Here is a 22368-nt window from a genome sequence, read left to right as displayed (position 1 = left end):
AGGGGCACGGCCGGGGACATCCCAACCAGGGCCATTGCAATCGCCTATTTAGCTGCAGCCGCTGGTGCTCCCGCAGCCCTCGCACACGTAACAGGACCCAGCCGGGCGCATCTTGGTGCCACAGGTGAAGCAGAGCGGGGAGTCGACGGCGGTGCCGGTGATTTTCTCCAGGAGCTCGGCGGAGGTGTGGGCTTCCTTCACCGCCGGCACGATCTCGGCCTCGACGACAGCCTCGGTTTCGAGACGGGCCTGGAGGCCCTCCTCAACCAGCGGCTCAGCGTCGGCCTTGAGGGACTCCGCCTCGCTGATCTCGGCGAGGGGCTCGTAGGAGCCGGTCTCGAGGTGGCGGCGACGCTCGTCGGCGGAGTAGATGCCGAGCATCGAGCGGTCCTCGAAGGACAGGTAGTCCAGAGCCAGGCGGCGGAAGATGTAGTCCATGATCGACTGCGACATCCGGACGTCGGGGTCGTCGGTGAGGCCGGCGGGCTCGAAGCGGAGGTTGGTGAACTTCGAGACGTAGGTCTCCAGCGGGACGCCGTACTGGAGGCCGATCGAGACGGCGATCGAGAAGGCGTCCATGACACCGGCCAGGGTCGAGCCCTGCTTGCCGAGCTTGAGGAACACCTCGCCGAGCTGGCCGTCATCGTGGGCACCGGAGGTCATGTAGCCCTCGGCGCCGCCGACGGTGAACGACGTGGTGCGCGAGACACGCGACTTCGGGAGGCGCTTGCGGGTCGGGGCGTAGACGACCTTCTCGACGACCGTCGGCTCGACCGGGGTCTGCTTGCCGTCGTCGGCCTTGCCCTTGTTCTCGCCCTTGCCGGACGACATCGGCTGGCCGACCTTGCAGTTGTCGCGGTAGATCGCGGTCGCCTTCAGGCCGAGCTTCCAGCTCTGCAGGTAGACGTCCTCGATCTCCTCGACCGTCGCGGTCTCGGGCAGGTTGACCGTCTTGGAGATCGCGCCGGAGAGGAACGGCTGGCAGGCAGCCATCATCCGCACGTGGCCCATCGGCTTGAGGGAGCGCGCACCCATCGCGGTGTCGAAGACCTCGTAGTGCTCGGTCTTCAGGCCCGGCGCGTCGATGACGTGGCCGTGCTCGGCGATGAAGGCGACAATCGCCTCGACCTTCTCAGCGTCGTACCCGAGCTTGGTCAGCGCCCGCGGGATCGTCTGGTTGACGATCTGCATCGAACCGCCGCCGACGAGCTTCTTGAACTTCACCAGCGAGAAGTCGGGCTCGATGCCGGTGGTGTCGCAGTCCATCATGAAGCCGATGGTGCCGGTCGGCGCGAGCACCGAGGCCTGCGCGTTGCGGAAGCCGTTGGCCTCGCCCAGCTTCTGTACGTCGGCCCACGCGGCCGTCGCGAGCTTGTGGACCTGTGCGTCGGGGATGCCGAGCGTGCGGACCACGTCGTTCGCGGCCTGGTGCTTGCGCATCACGCGCTTGTGGGCCTCGGCGTTGCGGGCGTAGCCGGCGTACGGGCCGACGACGCCGGCGATCTCGGCCGAACGTCGGTAGGAGACACCGGTCATCAGCGACGTGATGGTCGCGGCCATCGTGCGGCCGCCGTCGGAGTCGTAGCCCAGGCCCATCGCCATCAGCAGCGCGCCGAGGTTGGCGTAGCCGATGCCGAGCTGGCGGTAGTCGCGGGTCGTCTCGGCGATCGGCTCGGTCGGGAAGTCGGCGAAGCAGATGGAGATGTCCATCGCGGTGATGATCACCTCGACGGCCTTCGAGAACAGCTCGGAGTCGAAGGTGTCGTCCTGCTTGAGGAACTTCAGCAGGTTGAGCGACGCGAGGTTGCACGACGAGTTGTCGAGCGACATGTATTCGGAGCACGGGTTGGACGCCGTGATCCGGCCGGTCTCGGGGTTGGTGTGCCAGTCGTTGATCGTGTCGTCGTACTGGAGGCCGGGGTCGGCACACTCCCACGCGGCGGTGCTGATCTTGGTGAACAGCTCACGGGCGTCGACGGTCTCGATGACCTCACCGGTCGAGCGCGAGCGCAGGCCGAACGGCGTGCCGTCCTCGACCGCGCGCATGAACTCGTCGGTGACGCGGACCGAGTTGTTGGCGTTCTGGTACTGCACCGAGGTGATGTCGGAGCCGCCGAGGTCCATGTCGAAGCCGGCGTCGCGCAGGGCGCGGATCTTGTCCTCCTCGCGCGCCTTGGTCTCGACGAACTCGACGATGTCGGGGTGGTCGACGTCGAGGACGACCATCTTGGCCGCGCGGCGCGTCGCGCCACCGGACTTGATGGTGCCGGCTGAAGCGTCGGCGCCGCGCATGAAGGAGACCGGGCCGGACGCGGTGCCGCCGCTGGACAGCAGTTCCTTGGACGACCGGATGCGGGAGAGGTTGAGGCCGGCACCGGAGCCGCCCTTGAAGATGAAGCCCTCTTCCTTGTACCAGTTGAGGATCGAGTCCATCGAGTCGTCGACCGAGAGGATGAAGCAGGCGCTGACCTGCTGCGGTGAGGTCGTGCCGACGTTGAACCACACGGGAGAGTTGAAGGAGAAGTACTGGTTGACCAGCAGCCAGGTCAGCTCGTGCTCGAAGAGCTCGGCGTCGGCGGGGGTCGCGAAGTAGCCGTGGTCCTCGCCGCCCTTGCGGTAGGTCTTCACGACGCGGTCGACGAGCTGCTTGAGGCTCCACTCGCGGGCGTCGGTGCCGACGGCGCCGCGGAAGTACTTGGTGGTGACGATCGTGGAGGCGTTGACGCTCCAGAAGTCGGGGAACTCCACACCGCGCTGCTCGAAGACGGTGTCGCCGGTCTTCCAGTTGGTCTGGACCACATCGCGACGCTCCCAGGTGAGCGCGTCGTAGGGGTGCACGCCCTCGGTCGAGAAGACGCGCTCGATGCGCACTCCCGACTGCTTGTGCGCGCCCTTTGCGGTGCCGGTGTTCACCGTCTCGGTCATGGTTCTCCCTTGATCCCTCGTGAGTTGATCTTCAAGTTGATGACCCATGTCGTGCAGTCATCGAAGTGGTACGCCCGGCACGCAGCTTCCCCACTACGTGCCGGGCAGTCTGTGGTCAGCCCGTTTCGACGAGGACCGCTTCAGCGGTCTCCGGCGGGCTTGGTACGGCGCGCTCGGCGCGCAACATCGCTATCTCGTCCTCGAAGTCGTCGGCCGACTCGAACGCCCGGTAGACGCTGGCGAAGCGGAGGTAGGCGACTTCGTCGAGCTCTCGCAACGGCGCCAGGATCGCCAGGCCCACCTCGTGGGCCGGGACCTCGGCGAAGCCGTCGCTGCGCAGGGCGTCCTCGACGGCCTGGCCGAGACAGGCGAGCTGGTCCTCGGTGACCGGGCGGCCCTTGCAGGCCTTCCGGACCCCGGAGATCGCCTTGTCGCGGGTGAACGGCTCGGTGGCCCCGGAGCGCTTGAGGACGACCAGCTGCATCAGCTCGACCGTGCTGAACCGCTTGCCGCAGTCCTGGCAGGTACGTCGCCGGCGGATCTGGCCGCCGTCGTCGGAGACGCGCGAGTCGATGACCCGGGTGTCGGTGGTGCGGCAGTAGGGGCAGTGCATCTCGCGGCCTCCTCTCGTAGCTGGCCAGTCATCGTCGGGGCGCGACAAATAGCACCCTTCGTAGGGTGTAACGCCTGTGGATGAAGGTCTGATTCCTGTGGATGAACTACTGCTGTGCTGTGGGCCACACGCCGGGCAGCTGTGCACTAGATGTGGATAACTACACCGGTGTAAGTCCTAGATGTTGTGGTAACCGTACGTCGCGGCACCAGGGATTGGCAAGCCGAACCCGACAAGTTTTCCAACGGGCCCAGACGGTGCGACAAAGGTGCAGGTCAGGGGCCGAATGACTACTCATTTCCGGTCCTTGGTAGCGGCGTGTCGTGCGCGTCGACCGGATCGGTCACAATGTCCTCGTGACGGGGAAGAGTGCTGGGTCGCGGAGGGCTGCGAAGCAGTCGCGAGTCAACCTCTCGGCCGCCCTCGGCTATGCCATCGGCATCACGCTGCTCATCGTCGCCTGGGGCTATCTGGTGTATGTCGCCATCGACTTCGGCAGCTCGGCCCGCTCCGGACAGTCGGCAGGCTGGTGGCTGCTCGGCCTGGCCTCGCTGGGTGCGGTGGCGTGCCTGTTCATCGGGTTGCTTCTGATCACCCGGCTGCTGCGCTTGCTGGAGCAGCGGCCCAAGGCCGACGATGGCCACCCCGCTCCCCCGCGCATCCCGGGCGGTCGGCGCGCAGCGCGCTGAGTCTCGGCTCTGCTCGACCACCGCAGGCCCCGGACGCCGCGAAGGGCGGGCCAGATGGCCCGCCCCCCGTCTTCCCCGGCCCACCAGCCGGGGTCGAGTCGGCTGGTGGAATATTCAGTTGTAAGTCATTCTGCGATGGGAACGCGCAGCTTCTGGCCGGCGGTCACCATCGCGGTGTCGAGCGCATTGAGCCGTTCGATCCTCGAGACCATCTCGCGGGTGCTGTCGTCCCCGGCCGCCTCCGACGCGATGCCCCACAGGGTCTCGCCCTCGCCCACCATGACCACGCGTGTCGGCTCGGGCGTGCCGCCCTGCTCGCTCGCCACGGAGCCGGTGCCCAGGAAGACGCCGATCACCAGGGCAACAGCCAGCGTCGCGAGGAGCACGACGAGCCGGCCACGCCGGGTGAGGCGTAGCTGAGCAGCGGCGGGCTGCGGCGTCGTACGCACGGGGCGCAGGTCGCGGACCGGAGCCAGCGTCAAGGTGGGGTAGGGCGTGGTGGTCATGGTGCTCATCGGGACCTCCTGGGGAAGGGGGCGGTCTGCCTAGTTGGTTGTTGATCGATGTCTAGTGGCGACCACCGACAGTCTCGGTAGGTCGATCAGACGTTCGATCGAACATGTGTGCGACATTAGAGCATGTGTTCGAACAGGTCAAGCACCTGCCCGAACAAATGTTCGAGGCGTGTCGCCGCGTCGTGGCTGTCCACAGGCTCCGGGCGACGGCAGCTGAGCGGCCAGCGTCTATCTAGGCTGACAGCGGACCGATGGTTCGGAATCGGCCGTCTCGCGAAGTTGGTCTTGCATGGCGCGCAGCCGCCTCGGCCTACTCGCTGCTTGTTGCCCGCTGTCCGGGGCTGCTGGCGTTGGCGAGCCGGTCGGACCACCCCGACGCTGGCGCCGTGGGTGCGCGTGTCACGAAAGCCGGTATGAGTGCGGCCGCGATGAAGTGCCCAGCGGCGGCCACTCGCGGAAGGCAGGCCCGGTGAGCGAGGAACAGACTGACCCGAAGCCATACACGCCGAGTGCTTACCCGACCTGGCCGGCCGAGGCAAGCTCTTTGACCAACACGACACTGCCGAGACGATCACGCCGAACCCGACCTCAACGAGCACCGAACCGGGCCAGTGCCCGCCGAAGGGCAACGCCGCGAGACGAACCCCCAGGCGATGGCACCGCGCCAGCGAAGACGCTGGTCGCTGCGGCGTAGAAGGTGTAGAAGGCGGCGAAGGCCCCGCCCGCGGCGACTGCGGCACCTCGCGCGCCGTGGGCGGGGACAACGGCCCTACTCGTGATGGTCGAGCCTCCTAGCTCGTGACCTCGTGCTTGGTGCGCGGAATCTTGGGGCTGTCGGCGAGCTTGAGCCAGACGACGCCGCCGATGATGACGGCTAGCCAGAAGGCACGGACCGGGGTCAGGACCTCGTCGAAGAAGACGGGCCCCAGGAGCGCGGCGCCGACCGCTCCGATCCCGGCCCACACGGCGTAGCCGATGCCGACGTCGATGGCTTTGAGAGCGACGCTGAGGCAGAACAAGGTGAGCAGGAAGAAGACGAAGGCGGAGATCGACCATCCGAGGATGGTGAATCCTTCGCTGCCGGCCACGCTGAGCGCGTAGCCGATCTCGAATGCGCCGGCCAGCAGCAGGACCAGCCAGGCGCCGGCCTTCTTTTCGGTGTTCGTGGTAGTGGTCATCACATGGGTCCTTTCAGGATGGTCGGGGAGGGACCGGTTATGCGGCCCCGCTGAGCTGGAGTCCGACGACACCGCCGATGACGACGGCGATGCCGAGGGCCTGCTTCCAGTACAGGCGCTGGCCGAGGAACAGGGCGCTGACGATGACGATCCCGACGCCTGCCACGCTGGTCCAGATCGCGTAGCCGACGCCGACGTCGAAGGTCAAGAGGGCCAGGCCGAGGAAGAAGGTGGCGATCGCACCGCTGACGAGGGTGCCGGTTGTCCACGACAGTTTTGTGAAGCCATTTGCCTTGCTTGCGAAGATGCCGACGGCGACTTCGAAGATGGTGGCAATGCCTAGGTAGAGCCAACTCATGATGATGTTCCTTTCATGTTCATTCGATGGAAGAGGTCGAACGGTTCCCGGCCGCGCTCGACCGGGAGCGGGCGGACGAGGTCGGTGGGTCGGGAGCGGTCGATGCCGAACGCTGGGTAGCTGTGGCGGTAGTCGAAACCGTGGGCTGCGACGGTGTCCGCGTCGACGGCTACGTAGATTCGCTCGATACCGCGGTCCATGGCGAACCGATAGCACAGGCCACAGGGTTCGCCGGTGGCCAGCAGACGCAATCCGCGCAGGTCTGGTGCGCCGCGGTCCTCCATGGCCTGTCGCATGGCGACGATCTCGGCGTGCGCGGATGGGTCACCCGTCCTGTGGACCTCGTTGACGCCGAAATCGCTCTGGTCTCCGCAGTCGTCCGAGATGACGCCGACGAAGGGCAAGCCACCGGATGCCACGTGCCGGATGCTGAACTCGACCGCCTCGGCCATCAGCCCGGCCAGCTCGGGTTCGGTCCCGATCACGATGCCTGCTCCGAGCCGGTGGCCTCGTCGGTGGCGCGCTTCAGCCGGTCGGCATCCAGAACTCCGGAAATCAGCCGGCCGTTCACCCGGAAACTGGGCACGGCAGTGACCCCCACCGTCTCGACCGCGTGCCGCTGGTGAACGAGCTGGCGATCGCGCCGCTCCTGGCTGACAAGGGCCTGCTCCACCTGCGACCGGTCGAGCCCGGAGGACGCGGCGACGCCGATGACTACATCGTCCTCGCCGATGTTGCGGTCCTGCTGGAAGAAGGCGCGGAACATCGCGGTCGAGTACTCGCGCGCCAGTCCCTGCTCCTGTGCCAGCTGCAGCACGGCGAACGCCTTCGCGGTCCGGGGTTGCGGAGACATCGTCGGCAACGCGATGTCCACCCCGATCCGCCGGGCCATCGGATAGACCGAGCGGCGCCAGATGCGAGGCAGATAGTCGTCCTCCGCCCTCAGTGTGGGTACCGGGTCCGGTCGCAGCTCGAACGGGCGGATCTCGATCTCCACATCGCGATCCCGCTCGAGTTGCGCCACAGCGTCCTCGACCAGGAAGCAGAACGGGCAGACGTAGTCCACGAACACTTCAACTTTCGTGCTCATGACCATGGGCTCCTCTCGCTGGATCTTTCTCTGCATGTACACACATGCACCTAGGCATGCTTTGGGATTGCCGCAATGACTCTCGTTCAGGGAGTGATCAGGGATTCGACCTCGCGGAGGGCGTGGCCGAGTAGGCGCACGTCCAGCTGCGGAAAGTGCACGGCAGCCTTGCTCAGGAGCTCGTGCAACCGGTCCTCGTAGGGACCCCGCACCTCGCGGAACAGTGTCTCGCCTTGATCGGTGATGACTGCGTAAACGCCGCGTCCGTCATCCTCGCAGACATCGCGCCGTGCCAACCCCTTCGCCTCCAGCCGGCTCACCAGGCGCGTCGTGGAACTCTGGTTCAGGCCGACCCGCTGCGCGAGGTCGTTGACCCGGAGCTCCCTATCTCGGGCTTGACTCAGAAAGGTCAGGGCGCGGAACTCCGTCAGCCCGATCCGATGGGTGTCCGCAAGCCACTTGTCCAGGCTGGCGTCGACCGCAGACGCGAATGCGGCCACCTTGGACCACGCGACGCTCACGTCACGCCCACAAGAAGTTCTTGAATCGATCTGCCTGCATGTGCATGCAAATAATGTACCACAGGTCGATGCCCTGCCAAATGCGCGTCAAGCGAGCCCCAGGGCCGGGTCGACGGCACTGTCACCAAGGTCGACGAGGCCCAGGAGCTCGACGTGCTCGAGTCCCGGCCAACCCTGGTGAACTGAACGCTCAGCGGCGCTTGGCGATCGCCCGGCGACCGAGCGCGGCGAACAGTCCGAGACCGTGGGCCGCCACGCCGGGCGCAAGGGTGCTGGCACGGACGAGACCGCCGCGCCAGGCAGGCACCGCGAGTACGACGCGGCGCGAGCCGACCAGCCCGACGGCGGCACGCGCCACGTCGTCGACGGTGAGGATCGTGCTGGAGTGCACGAGCTGGGAGCCGATGCCGTCCGGGTTCTGAGCGTTGAGCATCGCCGTCTGCACCCCGTCGGGGCAGAGCGCGTGCACGCGCACGCCGCGTGGGGTCTCGGCGTCGCACGACATGGTCAGTGAGACGACAGCGGCCTTCGTGGCGGCGTACACGCTGTAGCCGGGGACGGGTCCGAGGCCGGCGATCGAGGCGGTGTTGACGATGTCGCCTCCACCCGGTCCGAACGCCTCGAGGGCGGTGCGAGTGCCCCACATGCAGCCGAGGACGTTGACCTCGACGAGGCGGCGTACCTGCTCCTCGATCAGCTCGGAGAGCCGGCCGTCGTCGCCGACGCCGGCGTTGTTGAACCACGCGGTGAGTACGCCGTGGCGCGAGGCTGCCGCGGCGACGACCCGGTGCGACTCGGGATCGCGGACGTCCTGCGCGATGCCCTCGGCGGCCCCGATCTCGGCCGCGGTGGCCGTCGCGGCCGCTCCGTCGAGGTCGGCCACGACCACGTGATGACCGCGACGAACCATCTGTTCGGCGATCGCCCGGCCGATCCCGCGACCGGCTCCGGTGACCACACAGCTCGTCTCCATGCCGGGAGTGTGGCACGACACGCCGTTCGAACACTTGTTTGAAGTCATGCCGTGATCGGTCTACGGTGAGGCAACCGGCGAGACGATCCACAGCGTGACATCCAGGAGGACCCATGGCCAAGACAAGCGGCACCGGCAAGAAGGTGCTCGAGATGCCCGACGGGCCCCCCGACGCCACCGGTCTGACCCCCCGCCAGCAGCGCGTGCTGGCCACGATCAAGGACGCCATCGAGATGCGCGGCTACCCGCCGAGCATGCGCGAGATCGGCGAGGCGGTCGGGCTCACCAGTTCGAGCAGCGTCGCCCACCAGCTCAAGACGCTCGAGGAGAAGGGCTTCCTCAAGCGCGACCCCAACCGGCCGAGGGCCCTAGAGGTGTTCCTGCCCGAGGTGATGGCCGCGCGTCGGTCGCTCGGCAACTCGGCCGAGGAGAGCTCGATCGACGAGTCCGACATTGGCGACGCGATGCCGCCGGCCACCTACGTCCCGATGGTCGGGCGCATCGCCGCCGGTGGTCCGATTCTCGCCGACGAGCGCATCGAGGAGGTCTTCCCGCTGCCTCGCTCGCTGGTCGGCGAGGGCACGCTCTTCATGCTCGAGGTCGCCGGTGACTCGATGATCGACGCGGCCATCTGCAACGGCGACTTCGTCGTCATCCGCCAGGAGCAGACCGCCGAGAACGGCGACATCGTGGCCGCGCTGATCGAGGGCGAAGCCACCGTCAAGACGTTCCAGCGCAAGGACGGCCACGTCTGGCTGCTCCCCCACAACGACGCCTACGACCCCATCGACGGGTCCAACGCCAGCATCCTCGGCATCGTCACGGCGGTCCTGCGCCGCATGTGACCGCGGTGGGTCGGTCACTGTCGGCGCCTGCACATAAGGTGCCCGGGTGACCGATCAGGACGACATCCCCAGCAACCCGCACAGCCGGGTGCACGAGGTGCTGTCCGAAGCGGTCACTGCCCTCGGGGGCGAGCAGCGCGACGGCCAGGTGCAGATGGCCGACGCCGTCGCCGACGCGATGGAGGGCGGCGAGCACCTCCTCGTCCAGGCCGGCACCGGCACCGGCAAGTCGCTCGGCTACCTCGTGCCGAGCCTGCTGCACGGCAAGCGGGTCGTGATCGCCACCGCGACGCTCGCCCTCCAGCACCAGCTGGTCGAGCGCGACCTCCCCCGCCTGGTCGAGGCGGTCGGCGGCACCATCGACACGTCGTACGCCGTGTTGAAGGGTCGCTCCAACTACGCCTGCCTCCACCGCATCCGCGAAGGCGTGCCCGACGACCAGGGCGTGCTCGTCGACCTGCCCACCGGGTCGCTCGGCGGCGAGGTCATCAAGCTGCGCGAGTGGGCCGAGAAGCAGAGCTTGGACGGCGGTAGCGGCGAGCGCGACAACGCCCCCCGGCACACCGACCGGGTCTGGCGGCAGGTCAGCGTCAACCACCGCGAGTGCCTCGGCGCCACCAAGTGCCCGTTCGCCCAGGAGTGCTTCGCCGAGCGCGCCAAGGAGAAGGCCCAGCGCTCGCACCTGATCGTCACCAACCACTCGCTGCTCGCGATCGACGCGATCGAGGGGGTGCCGATGATCCCCGACTACGACGCGGTGGTGATCGACGAGGCCCACGAGCTCACCGGACGGGTCACCCAGGCGGCGACCGACGAGCTTGCCGCCAACGACGTCGAGCGAGCTGCGCGTCGCGCCCAGCGGCACATCGACGGCGAGCAGGCCGACGACCTGTCCGACGCCGGCGAGGCGCTCGCCGACGCACTGTCCCGCACCGAGCCGGGTCGCATCGACACGATGGGCGAGCAGCTCTCCGACGCGCTGGTGCTGGTGCGCGACGCCGCCCGCGCGTTGGTCTCGGCCTTCCCGAAGGAGTCGGCGGGCGACGGTGACTCCGACGCCGGCCGTACCCAGGCAAAGGGCTTCGTGCAGGAGGTGTTCGTCAACGCAGAGCGGATGGCCAAGCATGCCGAGGCCGACGTGCTCTGGCTCAACGAGGCCCGCGACCGCATCCCGGCCCGGCTCCACGTGGCTCCCCTCCAGGTGTGGGGGCCGATGCGCGACAAGCTGCTGACCGACACGACCGTCGTGTTCACCTCGGCCACCCTGATGCTCGGCGGCGACTTCAACGCGGTCGCCACTTCGCTCGGGCTCAAGCCTTCCGAGCGGGTGCTCGACGAGCCGATCAAGCGTGCTGACGGCGTGCTGCCCTGGCGCGGCATCGACGTCGGGTCGCCGTTCAACTACGGCCAGCAGGCCATCCTGTACGTCGCCCGCCACCTGCCGCCGCCCGGCCGCGACGGCCTCGGCACTGCCCAGCTCGACGAGATCGCCGAGCTGGTCGACGCGGCCGAGGGCCGCACGCTGGGCTTGTTCTCGTCACGACGGGCCGCCGAGGCCGCCGCCGAGGCGATGCGCCTGCGGCTCCCCCACCTCACGATCCTTGCCCAGGGCGACGCTCAGCTGCCTGAGCTGGCGAGGCAGTTCGTCGACGACCCGCACACCTGCTTGTTCGGCACGCTCTCGCTGTGGCAGGGCCTCGACGTCCCCGGCGAGACGTGCCAGCTGGTGATCATCGACCGGATCCCGTTCCCGCGGCCCGACGACCCGCTCATGTCGGCGCGTCAGCGGGCCGCCGACAAGGCGGGCGGCAACGGCTTCATGCAGGTCGCGGCCACCCATGCCGCGCTGCTGCTTGCGCAGGGGTCCGGGCGGCTCATTCGCACGACCACCGACCGTGGCGTGGTCGCCGTACTCGATCCTCGGCTGTCGACCGCGAGGTACGGCGGGTTCCTCAAGGCGAGCCTGCCGCCGATGTGGACCACGACCGACCCGGCCGTCGTGCGCAAGGCGCTGTCACGGCTGGCGGGCAACTGACCCGTCGGTCAGCGCTTGCGGTTGATCTGCCGGTTGACGCGGCCCTCGGACTGGCCGAGCACCTTGGCCAGCAGCGGGACCCGCATCTTCCACGCCACTGCGGCCACCACGACAACGAGCAGGATGATCAGAAAGGTCATGTCGCGAGCGTACGCCGGCGTTCCTTGGGGTAGTCCGGGGCAGATCGCACCTGATTTCGCCTCGGAAGGTGCGATCTGCCCCGGACTACCCCGAGAAGCGGTCCGTCAGATGACGGCGCCGGAGTCCCGGGGCTCGCTGGTGCGCGGCACCTTCGCCGCGCGCGACATCGGCCAGCGCTCCTGGAAGTAGGTCACCAGCGGGGTCGCGGTGAACACCGAGGAGTAGGTGCCGATGATCAGGCCGAGCAGCAGGGCGATGGCGAAGTCGCGCAGCGAGTCTCCGCCGAGCACGGCGAGCGCGGCCAGGATGAACATCGCGCCGAGGCCGGTGTTGACCGTGCGCGGCATCGTCTCGACGGCGGCCTTGTTGGCGAGCCGGTTGAAGGTCTGCTCGGGGCGGGAGCCCTGCCAGCGCTCGCGCACCCGGTCGAAGACGACGACGGTGTCGTTGACCGACAGTCCGACGATGGTCAGCGCGGCGGCCAGGAAGATGCCGTCGATGGGCTTGCCCAGCCAGGCGAAGACACCGGTGACGATGACCACGTCGTGGAACATCGCGAGCACCGCCGCGACGCCGAAGGTCCACTTGAAGCGGAAGGCCAGGTAGACCATCTGCACGAGGAGCGCGATGCCCAGGGCGATCAGGGCCTTGTCGCGCAGTTCGGTGCCGAGTGAGGCACCGATCTTCTCGTCGCGCTCCTTGGTGGCGCCGCCAGCGGCGTCGCCGATCGCCGTCTCGATCTTGATCGCCTCGTCGTCGCTGATCTGGCCCGTGCGCACGGTGATCTTGTCGTCGTCGGACTCCTGCACCGTGGCCTCGGGGTAGCCGACCTCGGAGACAACCTCGCGTGCCCTGTCGGCGGAGATCGGCGTGGTGGTGGAGTACTCGAGCACCCGCCCACCGGTGAACTCGACACCCAGGTTGAGCCCCTGGCTGACGATGCCCGACACGGCGAACACCAGGGCCGCACCGGAGACGGCCAGCCACAGCGCACGGCGCGACATCAGGTCGGGGTCGCGGCGCTCGAGCCAGAGGCGGACCCTGCCGACCGAGCCGATGCCGCTGAACCCCGGTCGCTGCTCGACCCAGCGGTTGGAGACACCGATCTCGGTGAGCACTCGGGCGATCACCAGCGCCGAGATCATGGAGGCCACCACACCGATCGACAGCGTGACACCGAAGCCCTTGATCGGACCCGAACCCAGGATGAAGAGCAGCGCCGCCGCAAGCAGCGTGGTGACGTTGGAGTCGATGATGGCGCTCCACGCCTTGTTGAAGCCGATCGTCAGTGCTCGTCGCAGGCCGGCGGACGGGTTGGCGGCGTACTCCTCACGGGCGCGCTCGAAGACCAGCACGTTGGCGTCGATGGCCAGACCGATCGCGAGCACGAAGCCGGCCAGGCCGGGCAGCGTCAGGGTCGAGCCGAGGCCGACGAGCATGGCGTAGGCGAGCAGCGCGTACGACGTCAGCGCGAGCGCCGCGAGGAGGCCGACGAACCAGTAGACACCGGCAATGAAGAGGCCGGTCAGCAGCAGCCCGATCAAGCCCGCCTGCCACGAAGCGTCGATGGCGGCCTTGCCGAGCGTCGGGCCGACGACGCGCTGCTCGATGACCTCGACGGGCAGTGGCAGGGCGCCGCCCTCAATCAGGACGGAGAGATCCTTGGCCTCGGTGAGGGTGAACGAGCCGGTGATGTCGGTGGTGTCCCTGATGGAGCCACCACACGGCACGTTCACGCTCGGGGAGGAGATGATCTCGCCGTCGAGCACGATCGCGATCCGGTTGGGGTCACCCTGGGCACAGGCCGCCGCGGCCGGGGGCAGGGAGGTGGCGGGCGACGCACAGGATTGCCTGCTGACCGTAGTCGAACGGCGACCCGACGTGGATCCCCCGCCACGGCGACACGGCGCCGGAGCGAGACAGCGCCTCGCGCTCGGTCGGCTTGAGGCCGAGCGAGGCGGCGACCGCGTTGAAATCGCACCGAGCATCAACGTCGCGCTCGTGAACACCAACGTCTTGTCGGTCAGCAGCTTGTCGCGCATCGGCCCCCACAACCTGCAGCGGCGCGACGTGCAGCAGCGCGGGGACGCGGACGCGCGCCTCGTTGAGCCAGAGCACATCACACTCGAGGTTGGCGGCCATCCGCTCGGCGTTGACGATGACCTCCTGCACCATGCCCTTGTCCTGGGTGCGGCCGGCGTCGCCGTCGGAGAAGGCGCGTCCTTGGGGTAGGCCGACAGGCACTTGCGGCGGTGGCCTCGATCGCCTCCGCCAAGGAGTCAGCGGCCTCGCTCAGCGCATGGGCCGACTCGTCCTCGACCCCACGCTGGGAGCGCCAGGATGCCCGCTCGACGTCGTTGACCGCCAGCTCGTCGATCCCCGCCTGGGTGACCCGCGCGGTGAGCTCGTGCGCCTCGTCGATCGCCACCGCGTCGTAGCCGGGGATCATCGGCACCCGCTCGATCGCGTCGATCGCGAGCAGCGAGAGGTTGGTGACGATCAGGTGGGACTGCTGCGCCTTCTCCCGCGCCCGCTCGGCGAAGCAATCAGAGGCAACCGGGCGCTTCGTCGCGCCGAGGCACTCGCGGTGGTTGACGCTCACCTGTCGCCATTCGCGGTCGGTGTGGCGAGGAGCGTTGTCGCGCTCGTCGCTGCCGCCGGCCTCGTCTCCTTCTCAGCCCATGACCGCAACTCGAGCACCTTCTCGGCCATCGACCCCGTCGGCACGTCGAGGAGACCCTGTTCGTCGGTCACGCCCTCGCGGATGCGGTGCAGGCAGGCGTAGTTGCCCCGACCCAACAGCACGGCGGACGTCGCATCGGCCTCGTCGCCGCTCGCCTCGACCAGCCGCGGGATGTCCTGCTCGTTGGGCTGGTGCTGCAGGGTCAGCGTCGCCGTGGCGACCACGACCCCGGTCGTGGTGGAGCAGGCTGGGGGCGACGTAGGCCAGCGACTTGCCGGTGCCGGCCCGGACGAGGAGATGCTTTCCGGCGCCCAGCGCCCGCGCGACCGCCTCGTCCATCTCGATCTGGCCGCCGCGCTCCTGCCCGCCGAGTGCCTTCACCCAGTGGCGAGCACCCCGGAGACAGCGGGGGTGGAGCGCTCGGGTTGGTCGTCGGAGTCAGGCACTCAAGAACCCTACGGGCGCGCACCGACAACGCGGGCATCGTTCCCTGCGGTGCGCTCTCGACCTGCCCAAGACGGCCGACGACCGACGACCGGTCTGGCAACTGGACCACCAGCCGGCCGCCGGTCAGTTCGTCACCGTGCAACACCCCGGTCAATCTTTGTTGGGGTTGAGATCCGTCAGAATTCGGAGATTCTGCCGGTCGGCTCTGTCAGCTTGCCTTCCACTTGTATGCGCCGCCCAGGAAACCGGGCTGAACCTTGGCGCGGACAGCAGGGGACGACAAACCACTGGACGTTCCCGACTGCACGTTCGCAGTGCCGCCCGTCCCACAGCCAAGGGTGGTCCATCGGTACACCCATTGCCCGTCGACCCTGACTGTTCGGCGGCCTTCAACACAGATTCGCGTGTTGGTTCCCGGCTGAGTTTGCCACGTGTAGGTCCAAGTCCCCCCATACATGCCGCAGTTGGGCTCGGACGTGGCCCACGACCCAAGTCCAGCTACGGCGCTCCGCCATTCGTAGCAGCCCGATGCTTTCGCTCTAGCCGCCGGCACTGCACTGTGCGCTGCGATCCGAGCATCGAGCGTTCCTTCTCTCGGCACGACTGCCGACGAGGGCGCCGTCACCGCACCGCAAGCCACGGTCAAGCCCAATCCAACCAGCCACTTCGTCCACGCATGAAGTCTCCCGAGATCAAAATGATGACGCGCCTTAAATGAACCGGCAATTGGCTCGTCACAAGTTATCACCGGGGGTGACTGCGACGATGACCAGCGCTCATCCCAGATGACCGCTCAGATCACGGCGCCGGAGTCGTCGGGGGTGCGGACCATCTTCTCCCGCTTGACGCGGCTCATCGGCCACTCCCCCTGGAAGTAAGTGAGCAGCGGTGTGGCGGTGAACACCGAGGAGTAGGTCCCGACGACGAGACCCACGAGCAGCGCGATCGCGAAGTCGCGCAGCGAGTCGCCACCGAGGATGGCAAGCGCCGCGAGGATGAACATCGACCCGAGGCCGGTGTTGACCGTCCGCGGCATCGTCTCGACCGCGGCCTTGTTGGCCAGGAAGGTGAACTTGTCCTCGGGGCGCGAGTTGTGCCAGCGCTCGCGGATGCGGTCGAACACGACGACGGTGTCGTTGATCGACAGGCCGATGATCGTCATCGCCGCGGCCAGGAAGACGCCGTCGATGGGCTTCTGCAGCCAGGCGAACAGCCCGACCACCAGGACCACGTCGTGGAACATCGCGACCACGGCGGAGACCCCGAAGGTCCACTTGAACCGGAACGCGAGATAAATGAGCTGGACCAGCAGCGCCACACCGAACGCGATCAGTGCCCTGTCGCGCAGCTCGTCGCCCAAGGCGGCGCCGATCGTCTGGTCGTCGACCTTATCCACGTCGCCACCGACGGCGGCGAGCGCGTCCTCGATCTGCTGCACCTCGTCGTTTGTGATCTCGCCCGTACGCACCGTGAAGTCGGCGGTGTCAGCGCCCTGCACGACCGCCTGGGGGAAGCCGGCGTCGGCGATCGCCGCACGCGCGTCGTCGACCGAGATGGTCTTGCTCACGGAGTAGTCGAGCTGGCGCCCACCGGTGAACTCCACGCCCATGTTGAGACCCTGGGTGAAGATGCCGGTCAGGGCCAGCACCAGCGCGGCGCCCGAGATGCCGAGCCACAGCTTGCGCTTGCCCATCAGGTCGGGTTCCTTGTTGTCCAGCCAGGTCCGGACGCGACCGATGTTGCCGAGACCGCTGAGCATCGGCCGCCGCTCGACGAACTTGGTCGCGACGCAGATCTCCGCCAGCACCCGGGCGATGATCAGCGCGGAGATCATCGACGCGACGACACCGATCGACAGGGTGACGCCGAAGCCCTTGATCGGGCCGGAGCCGAGCAGGAAGAGCAGGCCGGCGGCGAGCAGGGTGGTGACGTTGGAGTCGATGATGGCGCTCCACGCCTTGTTGAAGCCCATCGCGAGGGCGCGCCGAAGGCCGGCCGACGGGTAGGCGGTGTACTCTTCGCGCGCACGCTCGAAGACGAGCACGTTGGCGTCGATCGCCATGCCGATGGCGAGCACGAAGCCCGCCAGACCCGGCAGGGTCAGCGTCGAGCCGAGCGCCAGCAGCATGGCGTAGGCGAGCAGGGCGTACGACGCGAGCGCCATCGTGGCCATCGCGCCGACGAGGCGGTAGACGAAGATGATGAAGAGGCCAGTCAGGATGATGCCGAGGACGCCGGCCTCGAGCGAGGCGTCGATCGCCTGGGCGCCGAGGGTCGGGCCGACCAGGCGGTCCGAGATCAGCTCGAGCTCGAGGGGCAGCGCGCCGCCCTCGATGAGGGCGGCCAGGTCCTGGGCCTCGGTCAGGGAGAAGTCGCCCGTAATGTCCGTGCCGCCGCCCTGGATGCCGACATCACAGCCCACCCCCTCGTTGACCTCGGGCGAGGTGATGATCTGCTTGTCGAGCACGATGGCCACGCGACGCTTGGGGTCGCCCAGCGGGTTGCAGGCGGCCTTGCCGGTTATGTCGGCCCACGCGTCACCCCCGGCACCGCTGAAACTGAGCACCACGACGTAGCCGACGGCCTGCTCCCGCTGGAGCCCGTCGGCGCCAGTGATGTCCTCGCCGGCGAGGGCGGTCGGACCGATCTCGAGGAAGTCGCCCTGGTCGGAGGGCAGGATCTGGCGGTCCTGCTCCTCGGCCTTGGCCAGCTGCTCCTCGGTGGGCTCGGCCCGCAGGCTCGTGATGACCGGGTGGGCCGAGAGCTGGGCCGTCTGGCCGATGCGCTCCTCGGCCTGCTGCGCCTCCTCGTCGTTGGTGACGCCCGGGAGCTCGACGAGGATCCGGTTCTCGCCCTGGCGGACCAGCGTCGACTCGGCGACGCCGAGGGCGTCCACGCGGCCGCGCAGGACCTCGAGCGTCTTGTCGACGTTCTCGGCGTTGGCAGGAGCTTCTTCAGTGCCGGTCGCCTGGAAGACGAATTGTGCGCCGCCCCGGAGGTCGAGCCCCAGGTTGGGCTTCACCGTCAGCGCGAGGGCCGCACATCCGCCGAGGAGGCCGAGGACAAGCAGGAGACGGACTAGCGCACCGCGAGACATGGTGCGAATCCTCCCCCAGTCATGCGGGCTGCCCCAAAACTTCGGGTAGTCCAGTCACGTGCGGTCGTCGTCGGTGGTGCACAACGACAAGAAGTGACTGGACTACCCGAGATCAGCGGCGCCTCTTGGAGACCACGCCCGCGGCGCCACCACCACGTCGTACAGGCTCGGCCACGGCGGTGACCTTGCCCTTCCTTCCGAACTCGATGGCGGTCGCGGCACCGATCTCGGCGGCGCTGGTGAACGCGTCCCCTGCGGGCACCAGCTTGTGACCCAGCGGCTTGAGCAACGCGTCGTACGCCGTGATGAAGGCCGGCTCGGCGGTGACGTTGGCGGTGTTGCGCTGGGTGGCACGCGGCGCCGCGATGGCCTCCTGCACCGTCATGTCGCGGTCGATGCGGTTGAAGATCATCTGCAGCACCGTGGTGATGATCGTCGAGCCACCGGGCGAACCGAGCGCCAGGAACGGCTTCCGGTCCTTGAGGATGATGGTCGGCGACATCGACGAGCGCGGACGCTTGCCGGGCTGGATGCGGTTGGGGTCGGCCGCGACGTACACCGTGGAGAAGTCGGTCAGCTCGTTGTTGAGCAGGAATCCGCGGTGGGGTACGACGATGCCCGAGCCACCGGTCTGCTCGATCGTGAGGGTGTACTCGACGACGTTGCCGTCCTTGTCGGTCACGGTCAGGTTGGTCGTCGAGATGTTCTCGGTGTCGGTGTCGACGGCGCCGTTCTGGGCCGCAGCCGGCGTGCACACTCCGTCGTACGCCGCGACGTCACCGGCCGCGACCGGCTTGGTGAGCGCCTTGGCCGGGTCGATCGAGCAGGCCCGCTCCTTGGCGAAGGTGTCGCTCAGCAGGTTGTCGAGCGGGACGTCGACGAACCTCGGGTCGCCGAGGTACTTGCCGCGGTCGGCGAACGCCAGGGCACTGGCCTCGAGGTAGCGGTGTAGCGCGTCGGCGTCAGACATGGAGCCGACGTCGTACTGCTCGAGGATGTTGAGTGCCTCGCCGACCGTCGAGCCGCCCGACGACGACGGCGCCATGCCGTAGACGTCGTAGCCGCGGTAGCCCACCTTGCTCGGCTTCTGCGGGATGGCCTTGTAGTTCTTGAGGTCAGCGCGCGTCATGGAGCCGACCGGCACCGGCAGCTTGGTGGTGCTGGTCTTCGGCGGCGCGGTCACCGCCTTCACGATCTCGCCCGAGAGCTTGCCGTTGTAGAACGCCTTGATGCCCTTGCGGGCGATGATGGCGTAGGTGCGGGCGAGCGCCTTGTTCTTGAACACCGAGTCGACGGCCGGCGCGTCGCCGCCCGGCAGGTACAGCTCGCGCGTGGACGTGAACGCGTCGAAACGCACCTTGTTGTCCAGTGTCTGCGAGCGGAACGTGTCGTCGACCCGGAAGCCCTTGCGGGCGACCTTCCTGGCGGGCTTCATGGCGCCGGCCAGGTCGAGGGTGCCCCACTTGCGCATCGCCCTGTCCCAGGTGGCAAGGGTGCCGGGCACGCCGACCGAGACGCCGCTGGTGACCAGCTCGGGCGTGAAGTTGTAGGGCTTGCCGGTCGCCTTGTCGATGAACGCGTCGCCCTTCATCGCCGCCGGCGCGGTCTCGCGTCCGTCGATGGTGGAGACCTTCTGCTTCTTGGCGTTGTAGTAGACGAAGTAGCCGCCACCGCCGATGCCGGCGCTGTAGGGCTCGGTCACGCCGAGGGCGGCGGCCGTGGCCACCGCGGCGTCGACCGCGTTGCCGCCCTGCTTGAGCACCTTGAGGCCGACGCGCGTGGCCGTCGGGTCGACGCTGCTGACGGCGCCGCCGTAGCCGGTCGCCGTGGCCTGCTTGGCCAGGCCCCCGGCTTGCTGGCGCGCGGGCGGCGCAGCCGCTTCGCGCTTGCCGCTGTCTTGCGCCGAGGCCTGGGTCGCGGTGAGGGCGAGCGAGCCGGCGAGTGCCAGGGCCAGGCCGGGTACGAGCAGGGACCGTGGAGTGACTGGACTGTTGGACATGTGGGGGGCCTTCCGAGTCGTCGTCAGATCACCCTCTCTCTCAGGGCTGGGTTTGTCGAGACGACCTGCCGACGTCAGACGTCAGACGGCGTACGCCGCGAGCTCGCCCGCAAGGTCGTCGTTGGCGCGGCCGGTGACATGGGTGCCGTCGGCGGTGTGCTCGAGGGTGGCGATCTCGCCCTGCTGATGGATGCGGTTGAGCAGGTCGCCGCGCTCGTAGGGCAGCAGCGCCGCGAAGGCGACGTCGGGTCGCGGTAGCTCGCTCTCGATGACGGCCAACGCGTCGGCGATGCCGACACCCGTGCGAGCGCTGACCACGACTGAGTGCGGCTCGCGCTGTCGCAGGCGGGCGATCACCATCGGGTCGGCGGCGTCGGCCTTGTTGATCACGACGAGCTCGGGCACCCGATCGGCCTTGATCTCGGCGAGCACCTCACGCACCGCAGCCAGCTGGCCCTCGGGGTCGGGGTGCGAGCCGTCGACGACGTGCAGGATCAGGTCGGAGTCGCCGACCTCCTCCAACGTCGAGCGGAACGCCTCGATCAGCTGGTGCGGCAGGTGACGCACGAAACCGACGGTGTCGGACATCGTGTAGACGCGGCCGTCAGTGGTCGTCGTACGACGGGTGGTGGCGTCGAGCGTCGCGAACAGCGAGTCGTCGACCAGCACGCCGGCGTTGGTGAGCCGGTTGAGCAACGACGACTTGCCGGCGTTGGTGTAGCCGGCGATCGCGACGCTGGGGATGTGGTGGCGGACCCGCTCCTGGCGCTTGGTCTCGCGGGTGCCCTTGAGGTCCTTGAGCTCGCGGCGCAGCTTGGCGATCTTGGTGTTGATGCGCCGCCGGTCGGTCTCGATCTTGGTCTCACCGGGGCCACGGCCACCGATGCCGCCACCGTCGGCGCCGACGCGGCCACCGGCCTGACGGGAGAGGTTGCCACCCCAGCCGCGCAGCCGCTGCTTCATGTAGTTGAGCTGGGCGAGTTCGACCTGCGCCTGGCCCTCCTTGGACTTCGCGTGCTGGGCGAAGATGTCGAGGATCAGCGCGGTCCGGTCGATCGCCTTGACCTTGAGCTTGTCCTCCAGGTTGCGCAGCTGGCTGGGCGCCAGGTCACCGTCGAGGATCACGGTGTCGGCGCCGGTCGCCTGCACGATCTCGCGGAGTCCGTCGACCTTGCCGCGCCCGATGTACGTCGCGGGGTCGGGCTTCTGGCGGCGCTGGTAGATCGCCTCGAGCACCTCGGAGCCGGCAGTCTCGGCGAGCAGGGCGAGCTCGGCCATGGAGTTCTCGGCGTCGGCGACGGTGCCCTCGGTCCAGACACCGACGAGTACGACGCGCTCCAGCCGGAGCTGGCGGTACTCGACCTCGGTGATGTCCTCGAGCTCGGTGCGCAGGCCGTCGACCCGGCGGAGCGCGTGGCGCTCGGCGAGGTCCTGGGCGCCGATCGTGGGGTCGGCTTCCGGATCGGGGCCGTCGGCGGAGACGCGCTCGTAGGCGTCGCCTTCTTCGTCCCAGCCCTCGGTGGCGGCCAGCTCGGTGTCGAGCGTGAAGTCAGGTGCGTTCGTCATATGTCCCCAAGAGTAGGTCGGCGGGGGTCACGAGGCGAGCGGGTTCGGCGGACTCACACGAGCAGGGCCTCAAGCGCCGGCTCGGCGGCCTCGCGCGGCAGGTGCCCGAGCATGATCAGCTGGGCCATGCCGTGCACGGTCGACCACAGCGCCGCGGCCAGCGCCAGGGGGTCCCGGCCTGCGTAGCCGGGCTCGGCGACGAGTGCGGCCACCTCGCCACCCAGCAGTTCCTCGTTGCGGGCGATCAGCGGCACCATCTCGGCCGATGGTGCACCGACCGCGCAGTACTCCGGGTCGAACACCAGCGCGAACGCCTGCGGGTGGTCAGCGGCGTACCCGACGTAGGCCGCGCCCAGCGCGCGCAGCCGCTCGACGGGTTCGGTGTGCGCCGCGACCGCGTCCTCCTGGGCGGCGAGCAGGTCTGCCATCGCGCGGACTCCGAGGGCGCCGAGCAGCGCGGCCCGGTCGCCGAAGTGGTGGTACGGCGCGTTGTGGCTCACGCCCGCGCGCCGTGCGACCTCGCGGAGGCTGATCTTGGCCGCCGGCTGGGTCGCGAGCAGTGAGAGCGCGGCGTCCTCGAGGGCCGCCTGCAGATTGCCGTGGTGATAGGTCGCGCTGGATCTTGACACGAGCAACATCCTACCGCAAAGTGGTCACTGTCCAGATTGTTGACAGTGCCCAAATAGGAGAACT

21 protein-coding genes are annotated in these 22368 nt (G+C 68.4%); 3 read left to right on the top strand and 18 right to left on the bottom strand.

The features are described 5' to 3' along the window. Nucleotides 1-48: 48 nt before the first annotated feature. Both H4Q84_RS17975 and nrdR read right to left on the bottom strand, forming a co-directional pair. Nucleotides 49-2925, bottom strand: coding sequence for a vitamin B12-dependent ribonucleotide reductase (locus H4Q84_RS17975; protein WP_248580441.1), 2877 nt, complete (start codon nucleotides 2923-2925; stop codon nucleotides 49-51). A 115-nt stretch (nucleotides 2926-3040) separates the two neighbouring features. Next, entirely contained in the window at nucleotides 3041-3538 is a 498-nt protein-coding gene (nrdR, locus tag H4Q84_RS17970; RefSeq protein ID WP_248580440.1) for a transcriptional regulator NrdR, read from the bottom strand. Between the two features lie 356 nt (nucleotides 3539-3894). Here nrdR and H4Q84_RS17965 point away from each other — a divergent pair, with 356 nt between their 5' ends. Continuing rightward, entirely contained in the window at nucleotides 3895-4227 is a 333-nt protein-coding gene (locus tag H4Q84_RS17965) for a hypothetical protein (protein WP_248580439.1), read from the top strand. Nucleotides 4228-4352: 125 nt separating this feature from the next. On the opposite strand, the gene H4Q84_RS17960 is transcribed toward H4Q84_RS17965, so the two are convergent. The 7 genes from H4Q84_RS17960 to H4Q84_RS17930 all read right to left on the bottom strand — a co-directional run bounded on the left by H4Q84_RS17960 (nucleotide 4353) and on the right by H4Q84_RS17930 (nucleotide 8862). Beyond that, entirely contained in the window at nucleotides 4353-4742 is a 390-nt protein-coding gene (locus tag H4Q84_RS17960; RefSeq protein WP_248580438.1) for a LysM peptidoglycan-binding domain-containing protein, read from the bottom strand. A 791-nt stretch (nucleotides 4743-5533) separates the two neighbouring features. Further along, the gene (locus H4Q84_RS17955) at nucleotides 5534-5920 is read right to left on the bottom strand and encodes a multidrug efflux SMR transporter (RefSeq protein ID WP_248580437.1); all 387 of its coding nucleotides are present in this window, start codon (nucleotides 5918-5920) and stop codon (nucleotides 5534-5536) included. Nucleotides 5921-5957: 37 nt separating this feature from the next. Beyond that, nucleotides 5958-6278, bottom strand: coding sequence for an SMR family transporter (locus H4Q84_RS17950; protein WP_248580436.1), 321 nt, complete (start codon nucleotides 6276-6278; stop codon nucleotides 5958-5960). Continuing rightward, a complete protein-coding gene (locus tag H4Q84_RS17945) occupies nucleotides 6275-6763 on the bottom strand; it encodes a nucleoside deaminase (protein WP_248580435.1) in 489 nt (162 codons plus the stop codon). Before H4Q84_RS17945 ends, H4Q84_RS17950 begins: the two co-directional genes overlap by 4 nt. After that, nucleotides 6760-7368: a DsbA family protein gene (locus H4Q84_RS17940; RefSeq protein WP_248580434.1), complete on the bottom strand. Its 609-nt coding sequence runs from the start codon at nucleotides 7366-7368 to the stop codon at nucleotides 6760-6762. Before H4Q84_RS17940 ends, H4Q84_RS17945 begins: the two co-directional genes overlap by 4 nt. 86 nt (nucleotides 7369-7454) lie before the next feature. Continuing rightward, nucleotides 7455-7889: a MarR family transcriptional regulator gene (locus H4Q84_RS17935; RefSeq protein ID WP_248580433.1), complete on the bottom strand. Its 435-nt coding sequence runs from the start codon at nucleotides 7887-7889 to the stop codon at nucleotides 7455-7457. A 190-nt stretch (nucleotides 7890-8079) separates the two neighbouring features. Further along, on the bottom strand, nucleotides 8080-8862 hold the full coding sequence (locus H4Q84_RS17930) for an SDR family oxidoreductase (protein ID WP_248580432.1): 783 nt from the start codon (nucleotides 8860-8862) through the stop codon (nucleotides 8080-8082). Nucleotides 8863-8975: 113 nt separating this feature from the next. Here H4Q84_RS17930 and lexA point away from each other — a divergent pair, with 113 nt between their 5' ends. Both lexA and H4Q84_RS17920 read left to right on the top strand, forming a co-directional pair. Beyond that, on the top strand, nucleotides 8976-9707 hold the full coding sequence (lexA, locus tag H4Q84_RS17925; protein ID WP_248580431.1) for a transcriptional repressor LexA: 732 nt from the start codon (nucleotides 8976-8978) through the stop codon (nucleotides 9705-9707). Between the two features lie 46 nt (nucleotides 9708-9753). Continuing rightward, on the top strand, nucleotides 9754-11742 hold the full coding sequence (locus H4Q84_RS17920) for an ATP-dependent DNA helicase (RefSeq protein WP_248580430.1): 1989 nt from the start codon (nucleotides 9754-9756) through the stop codon (nucleotides 11740-11742). An 8-nt stretch (nucleotides 11743-11750) separates the two neighbouring features. Here H4Q84_RS17920 and H4Q84_RS23225 read toward each other — a convergent pair whose 3' ends face one another. From H4Q84_RS23225 to H4Q84_RS17880, 9 genes are all read right to left on the bottom strand, one after another. After that, nucleotides 11751-11882, bottom strand: coding sequence for a hypothetical protein (locus H4Q84_RS23225; RefSeq protein WP_282580258.1), 132 nt, complete (start codon nucleotides 11880-11882; stop codon nucleotides 11751-11753). A gap of 105 nt (nucleotides 11883-11987) precedes the next feature. Continuing rightward, complete coding sequence (secF, locus tag H4Q84_RS17915) at nucleotides 11988-13655, bottom strand: protein translocase subunit SecF (protein WP_282580355.1); 1668 nt, start codon at nucleotides 13653-13655, stop codon at nucleotides 11988-11990. A gap of 16 nt (nucleotides 13656-13671) precedes the next feature. Further along, on the bottom strand, nucleotides 13672-14058 hold the full coding sequence (locus H4Q84_RS17910) for a hypothetical protein (protein ID WP_248583722.1): 387 nt from the start codon (nucleotides 14056-14058) through the stop codon (nucleotides 13672-13674). Continuing rightward, nucleotides 14003-14485 (bottom strand): hypothetical protein, encoded by a 483-nt coding sequence (locus tag H4Q84_RS17905; protein WP_248580428.1) that lies wholly within the window; start codon nucleotides 14483-14485, stop codon nucleotides 14003-14005. The genes H4Q84_RS17910 and H4Q84_RS17905 overlap by 56 nt, the downstream gene beginning before the upstream one ends. Beyond that, on the bottom strand, nucleotides 14482-14790 hold the full coding sequence (locus tag H4Q84_RS17900; RefSeq protein ID WP_248580427.1) for a hypothetical protein: 309 nt from the start codon (nucleotides 14788-14790) through the stop codon (nucleotides 14482-14484). The genes H4Q84_RS17905 and H4Q84_RS17900 overlap by 4 nt, the downstream gene beginning before the upstream one ends. Nucleotides 14791-15806: 1016 nt before the next feature. After that, nucleotides 15807-18110 carry a protein translocase subunit SecD gene (gene secD / locus H4Q84_RS17895; protein ID WP_248580426.1) on the bottom strand — a complete coding sequence of 768 codons (2304 nt, stop codon included), beginning with the start codon at nucleotides 18108-18110 and terminating at the stop codon, nucleotides 15807-15809. Nucleotides 18111-18222: 112 nt separating this feature from the next. Next, nucleotides 18223-20109: a gamma-glutamyltransferase gene (gene ggt, locus H4Q84_RS17890; protein WP_248580425.1), complete on the bottom strand. Its 1887-nt coding sequence runs from the start codon at nucleotides 20107-20109 to the stop codon at nucleotides 18223-18225. Between the two features lie 81 nt (nucleotides 20110-20190). After that, complete coding sequence (gene hflX / locus H4Q84_RS17885; protein ID WP_248580424.1) at nucleotides 20191-21675, bottom strand: GTPase HflX; 1485 nt, start codon at nucleotides 21673-21675, stop codon at nucleotides 20191-20193. A 53-nt stretch (nucleotides 21676-21728) separates the two neighbouring features. Next, a complete protein-coding gene (locus tag H4Q84_RS17880) occupies nucleotides 21729-22304 on the bottom strand; it encodes a TetR/AcrR family transcriptional regulator (protein ID WP_248580423.1) in 576 nt (191 codons plus the stop codon). Between the last annotated feature and the right edge of the window lie 64 nt (nucleotides 22305-22368).

The organism is Nocardioides sp. InS609-2 (genome assembly GCF_023208195.1).
In the GTDB taxonomy this organism is placed as follows: Bacteria; Actinomycetota; Actinomycetes; order Propionibacteriales; family Nocardioidaceae; genus Nocardioides.
The sequence above is the reverse complement of the archived record's forward strand: the minus strand, read 5'-3'. Positions and strand labels throughout refer to the sequence as shown.

What these genes read in the sequence shown, in the direction of transcription:
- H4Q84_RS17975 (WP_248580441.1), bottom strand. Translation starts at nt 2,925, where the DNA reads ATGACCGAGACGGTGAACACCGGCACCGCAAAGGGCGCGCACAAGCAG.
- nrdR (WP_248580440.1), bottom strand. Translation starts at nt 3,538, where the DNA reads ATGCACTGCCCCTACTGCCGCACCACCGACACCCGGGTCATCGACTCG.
- H4Q84_RS17960 (WP_248580438.1), bottom strand. Translation starts at nt 4,742, where the DNA reads ATGAGCACCATGACCACCACGCCCTACCCCACCTTGACGCTGGCTCCG.
- H4Q84_RS17955 (WP_248580437.1), bottom strand. Translation starts at nt 5,920, where the DNA reads ATGACCACTACCACGAACACCGAAAAGAAGGCCGGCGCCTGGCTGGTC.
- H4Q84_RS17950 (WP_248580436.1), bottom strand. Translation starts at nt 6,278, where the DNA reads ATGAGTTGGCTCTACCTAGGCATTGCCACCATCTTCGAAGTCGCCGTC.
- H4Q84_RS17940 (WP_248580434.1), bottom strand. Translation starts at nt 7,368, where the DNA reads ATGAGCACGAAAGTTGAAGTGTTCGTGGACTACGTCTGCCCGTTCTGC.
- H4Q84_RS17930 (WP_248580432.1), bottom strand. Translation starts at nt 8,862, where the DNA reads ATGGAGACGAGCTGTGTGGTCACCGGAGCCGGTCGCGGGATCGGCCGG.
- lexA (WP_248580431.1), top strand. Translation starts at nt 8,976, where the DNA reads ATGGCCAAGACAAGCGGCACCGGCAAGAAGGTGCTCGAGATGCCCGAC.
- H4Q84_RS23225 (WP_282580258.1), bottom strand. Translation starts at nt 11,882, where the DNA reads ATGACCTTTCTGATCATCCTGCTCGTTGTCGTGGTGGCCGCAGTGGCG.
- H4Q84_RS17910 (WP_248583722.1), bottom strand. Translation starts at nt 14,058, where the DNA reads ATGGTGCAGGAGGTCATCGTCAACGCCGAGCGGATGGCCGCCAACCTC.
- secD (WP_248580426.1), bottom strand. Translation starts at nt 18,110, where the DNA reads ATGTCTCGCGGTGCGCTAGTCCGTCTCCTGCTTGTCCTCGGCCTCCTC.
- ggt (WP_248580425.1), bottom strand. Translation starts at nt 20,109, where the DNA reads ATGTCCAACAGTCCAGTCACTCCACGGTCCCTGCTCGTACCCGGCCTG.
- hflX (WP_248580424.1), bottom strand. Translation starts at nt 21,675, where the DNA reads ATGACGAACGCACCTGACTTCACGCTCGACACCGAGCTGGCCGCCACC.